At 73.5% G+C, this 4,835-nt stretch carries 5 protein-coding genes; 2 read left to right on the plus strand and 3 right to left on the minus strand.

All coding sequences use genetic code 11. The features are described from left to right. Nucleotides 1-431 (plus strand): DUF937 domain-containing protein (locus AOK03_RS35215; protein WP_055569460.1); only part of this gene is annotated, 431 nt, incomplete at its 5' end. A 31-nt stretch (nt 432-462) separates the two neighbouring features. On the opposite strand, the gene AOK03_RS35220 is transcribed toward AOK03_RS35215, so the two are convergent. Genes AOK03_RS35220 through AOK03_RS35230 form a run of 3 tightly spaced genes read right to left on the minus strand, consistent with a single transcriptional unit; the run spans nt 463 to nt 3,622 of the window. Further along, the gene (locus AOK03_RS35220) at nt 463-1,299 is read right to left on the minus strand and encodes a sugar phosphate isomerase/epimerase family protein (RefSeq protein ID WP_055569461.1); all 837 of its coding nucleotides are present in this window, start codon (nt 1,297-1,299) and stop codon (nt 463-465) included. Continuing rightward, the gene (locus tag AOK03_RS35225; RefSeq protein ID WP_244177869.1) at nt 1,296-2,465 is read right to left on the minus strand and encodes a dihydrodipicolinate synthase family protein; all 1,170 of its coding nucleotides are present in this window, start codon (nt 2,463-2,465) and stop codon (nt 1,296-1,298) included. The genes AOK03_RS35220 and AOK03_RS35225 overlap by 4 nt, the downstream gene beginning before the upstream one ends. Beyond that, nucleotides 2,462-3,622, minus strand: a complete 1,161-nt coding sequence (locus AOK03_RS35230; protein WP_055569462.1) for a Gfo/Idh/MocA family protein — start codon at nt 3,620-3,622, stop codon at nt 2,462-2,464. Before AOK03_RS35230 ends, AOK03_RS35225 begins: the two co-directional genes overlap by 4 nt. Before the next feature lie 136 nt (nt 3,623-3,758). On the opposite strand from AOK03_RS35230, the gene AOK03_RS35235 reads away from it, so the two are divergent. Beyond that, nucleotides 3,759-4,802, plus strand: coding sequence for a LacI family DNA-binding transcriptional regulator (locus AOK03_RS35235; protein ID WP_055569463.1), 1,044 nt, complete (start codon nt 3,759-3,761; stop codon nt 4,800-4,802). Nucleotides 4,803-4,835 lie beyond the last annotated feature (33 nt).

Raw genomic sequence — 4,835 nt, forward strand, 5'->3', positions numbered from 1 at the left:
CGGACGCGTCCGGCGCGCAGGACGTCGTGGGCACCACGGTGTCCGCGCTCTCCGGAGACATTCAGGGCAGGGCCGCCGACCCCGCGGAGGCCGACGAGGTGCGGCAGGCGTTCGCCGAGGTCGGGCCCGCCGATCCGCCCCTGCAGGGGGTCTCCGCCTTCGGCGGCCTCGGCGGTCTCGCCGCGGGCGGGATGATGTCCGGCATGCTCGCGAAGATGAGCAGGCCGGTGGCCAACGCGGTCTCCAAGAAGACCGGCATCCCTCCGGCGACGGTCACGCGCGTGATCGAGATGCTCATCCCCGTGGTGCTCGCGGTGCTCTCCAAGAGGGCGGCGCGGACCAAGGCACCCGGAGGCGCCCCGAACGGCGCCGCGCCCTCCGGCGGCGGCCTCGGCGATCTGCTGGGTCAGATCCTGGGCGGCAAGAAGTAGCTCACCCGGAGCGCATGTCACGGATCGCGCCTCACGCGTGCGTGCGGAAGCGTTCGGCCGTCTCCTTGAGGACCTCGTCCCCGTCCCGCGCCCACAGCTCCTCGTTGAAGATCTCGACCTCGATCGGGCCGTGGTACCCGGCAGCGTCGACGGCCTCCCTGAAGGCCTTGAAGTCGATGCTCCCGTCCCCCAGTTGCCCCCGCCCGAGGAGCACGCCCGCGGGCAGCGGAGTGATCCAGTCCGCCAGTTGGAAGGCGTGCAGCCGGCCGCCGCGGCCCGCCCTGGCGATCTGCGCGGGCGCCAGGTCGTCCCACCAGACGTGGTACGTGTCCACGACCACGCCGACCTGGTGCGCGGGGAATCGTTCCGCGAGGTCGAGGGCCTGGCCGAGGGTGGAGACCACACAGCGGTCGGAGGCGAACATCGGGTGCAGCGGCTCGATGGCGAGGCGCACGCCCCGCTCCTCGGCGTAGGGCCCGAGGACCGCGAGCGCGTCCGCGATCCGCTCGCGCGCCCCCGCCAGGTCCTTGCTGCCGGGCGGGAGGCCGCCCGAGACCAGGACCAGGGTGTCCGTGCCGAGCGCCGCCGCCTCGTCGACCGCCACGCGGTTGTCGTCGAGGGCACGCGCGCGTGCCGCCTCTCCGGGGTCCGTGAGGAAGCCGCCCCGGCACAGGCTCGTCACCGCGAGCCCGGTGTCCCGCATGAGGCGGGCGGTGCGCTCGACCCCGTACTCCCGAACGGGCGCGCGCCACAGGCCGACGGCCCCGATGCCCTCCTTGGCGCAGCCCTCGGCGAGTTCGGGCAGCGACCACTGCTTGATGGTCTCCTGGTTGATGCTGAGCCGCGACGACGGCACGGGCTCGCTCATTGGGGCACTCCGTGGACGGTGAGCAGGGATCGCATGCGGGTGGCCGCGAGGGCCGGGTCGGGGAACAGGCCGAGTCCGTCGGCCAGTTCGTAGGCGCGGGCCAGGTGGGGCAGCGAGCGGGCCGACTGCAGGCCGCCGACCATCGTGAAGTGCGTCTGGTGCCCGGCCAGCCAGGCGAGCAGGACGACTCCGGTCTTGTAGTAGCGGGTCGGGGCCTGGAAGAGGTGCCGGGACAGCTCGACGGTGGGGTCGAGGAGCGCGCGGAAGCGCTTCGTGTCCCCCGTGTCCAGGGCCCGCACGGCCTTTGCGGCGAGCGGGCCCAGCGGGTCGAAGATGCCGAGCAGGGCGTGGCTGAAGCCGCGGTCGTCCCCGGCGATCAGTTCGGGGTAGTTGAAGTCGTCGCCGGTGTAGCAGCGCACGCCGTCCGGCAGGCGGCGGCGCAGGGCGATCTCGCGGTCGGCGTCCAGGAGGGAGACCTTGATGCCGTCGACCTTGTCGGGGTGGGCGGCGATCACCTCCAGGAAGGTGTCCGTGGCCGCGTCGAGGTCGGCCGATCCCCAGTAGCCCTCCAGGGCGGGGTCGAACATCGGGCCGAGCCAGTGCAGGATCACGGGTTCGGCGGCCTGGCGCAGCAGGTGGCCGTACGTCTCCAGGTAGTCGTCCGGGGACGCGGTCGCGGCGGCCAGGGCGCGTGACGCCATGAGGATCGGCTGGGCGCCGGCCGACTCGACGAGGGCGAGCTGCTCCTCGTACGCGGCCCCGACCTCCGCAAGGCCCGCGGGGCCCGCCAGTTGGTCGGTGCCGACGCCGCACGCGATCCGGCCCCCGGACGCCTTCGCCTCGGCGGCCGACCGCGTGATCAGCTCGGCCGCCCCCGCCCAGTCCAGGCCCATGCCCCGCTGGGCGGTGTCCATGGCCTCGGCGACGCCCAGGCCGTGCGACCAGAGGTGGCGGCGGAAGGCGAGGGTGGCGTCCCAGTCGACGGCGGCGGGGCCGTCCGGCGGCACGTCCGCGCGGGGGTCGGCGACCACGTGGGCGGCCGAGAAGACGGTGCGGGAGGTGAGCGGGGGGCCGCCGGCGGTCGTGGGCGGCGGCTCGGCGCGCGGGGTGTACGCGCGCGTGCCGCCGCCCGCGGCCGGAAGCAGCACCTGGCGGGGTCCGGTCACAGCGAGATCTCCGGCACCTCGACGCGACGGCCCTCCGCGGAGGACTTCAGGCCCAGCTCGGCGAGTTGCACGCCGCGGGCGCCCGCGAGGAGGTCCCAGTGGTAGGGCGCGTCGGCGTACACGTGCTTGAGGAAGAGCTCCCACTGCGCCTTGAAGCCGTTGTCGAACCCGCCGGGCCCCTGGTTGTCCGGGACCTCCTGCCACTGGTCGCGGAAGGAGTGGGTGGCGGGCAGGTCCGGGTTCCAGACCGGCTTGGGGGTCGCACTCCGGTGCTGCACGCGGCAGTTGCGCAGGCCCGCGACGGCGGACCCCTCGGTGCCGTCGACCTGGAACTCCACGAGCTCGTCGCGGTTGACGCGCACCGTCCAGGAGGAGTTGATCTGTGCGACGGCGCCGCCGTCCAGCTCGAAGATGCCGTACGCGGCGTCGTCGGCGGTGGCGTCGTAGGGCTTGTCGCGCTCGTCCCAGCGCTGCGGGACGTGGGTGGCGGTGAGCGCCTGGACGCTGCGCACGCGGCCGAAGAGCTCGTGCAGGACGTACTCCCAGTGCGGGAACATGTCGACGACGATGCCGCCGCCGTCCTCGCTGCGGTAGTTCCAGGACGGGCGCTGGGCGGGCTGCCAGTCGCCCTCGAAGACCCAGTAGCCGAACTCGCCGCGGATCGACAGGATCCGCCCGAAGAAGCCGCCGTCGATCAGCCGCTTCAGCTTGAGCAGTCCCGGCAGAAAGAGCTTGTCCTGGACGACGCCGTGCTTGATGCCCGCCCCTTCGGCGAGGCGGGCGAGGGCGAGGGCGCCGTCGAGCCCGGTGGAGCTCGGCTTCTCGGTGTAGATGTGCTTGCCCGCCGCGATGGCCCGCTTGATGGCGTCCTCGCGCGCGGAGGTGAGCTGGGCGTCGAAGTAGATGTCGACGGTCGGGTCGGCGAGGACCGCGTCGAGGTCCGTCGAGCAGTGTTCGAGCCCGTGCCGGGCGGCGAGGGCGCGCAGTGCGTGCTCCCGGCGGCCGACGAGGACGGGTTCGGGCCACAGCACGGTGCCGTCGCCCAGGTCGAGGCCTCCTTGTTCCCGGAGGGCGAGGATCGAGCGGACCAGATGCTGGTGGTGGCCCATGCGCCCGGTGACGCCGTTCATGGCGATGCGCACCGTCTTGCGTGTCACGAAAGTCCCTCCACAGGAGCGTAGCAAGCGCTTTCTACCCAGAGGCAAGCTAGCCTGCCGCACAAGGTTCGGACAAGGGCTTCGGTCGAGAGCGGTGACCGGGCGAGGACAAACGGGTGACCCGGAGGACGACGAGATGACCGTGACCCTGGCGGACGTGGCAGCCCGCGCGCAGGTCTCCCCCGCCACCGTCTCCCGCGTGCTGAACGGCAATTACCCGGTGGCGGCCGCAACCCGCGAGCGCGTCCTGCGCGCCGTCGACGAACTCGACTACGTCCTCAACGGCCCCGCGAGCGCACTCGCCGCGGCCACCTCCGACCTGGTCGGCATCCTGGTGAACGACATCGCCGACCCCTTCTTCGGGATCATGGCGGGCGCCGTGCAGTCCGAGATCGGCGGGCCCGGCGGGCGTGCGGGCGGCGAGCGCATGGCCGTCGTCTGCAACACCGGCGGCTCCCCCGAGCGCGAACTCACCTATCTCACGCTCCTTCAGCGCCAACGCGCCGCCGCGGTGATCCTCACCGGAGGCGCGGTCGAGGACGCCGAGCACGCCCAGGCGATCGCCGGGAAGCTGCGGCGCCTCACTGAGGCGGGCACACGGGTGGTGCTGTGCGGCAGGCCGCCCTCGCCGGACACCGACGCGGTGGCGCTCACCTTCGACAACCGCGGCGGCGGGCAGCAGCTGACGGAACACCTGCTGAGCCTCGGACACCGCCGCATCGGCTACATCGCGGGCCCGGAGGAGCGCACGACCACCCGCCACCGCCTGGAGGGCCACCGCGCCGCGCTCGCCGCCCGCGGCATCGAGGACGACCCGGCCCTCACCGTCCACGGCCCCTACGACCGCCGCTCCGGCTACGACGCCACGGACGAACTCCTGCGCCGCGCCCCGGACCTGACGGCCGTCGTCGCCGCCAACGACACGGTGGCGCTCGGCGCCTGCGCGGCCCTGCGCGACAAGGGCCTGCGCATCCCGGACGACGTGTCGGTGGCGGGCTTCGACGACCTCCCGTTCAGCATCGACGCGGTCCCCGCCCTGACGACGGTGCGCCTGCCCCTGCACGAGGCGGGCGCCCGGGCGGGCCGCATCGCCATGAGCAAGGAGAAGCCCCCGCCGGGCGGCGTGGCGACGGTGCACGGGGAGCTGATGGTGCGCGGGTCCACGGCGGGGCCTCGGTAAGCACGCCGCCCGCTCCCCCCCCTGTCTCACACC

The organism is Streptomyces atriruber, from assembly GCF_001418325.1.
GTDB lineage: Bacteria > Actinomycetota > Actinomycetes > Streptomycetales > Streptomycetaceae > Streptomyces > Streptomyces atriruber.

What these genes read in the sequence shown, in the direction of transcription:
- AOK03_RS35235 (WP_055569463.1), top strand. Translation starts at nt 3,759, where the DNA reads ATGACCGTGACCCTGGCGGACGTGGCAGCCCGCGCGCAGGTCTCCCCC.
- AOK03_RS35220 (WP_055569461.1), bottom strand. Translation starts at nt 1,299, where the DNA reads ATGAGCGAGCCCGTGCCGTCGTCGCGGCTCAGCATCAACCAGGAGACC.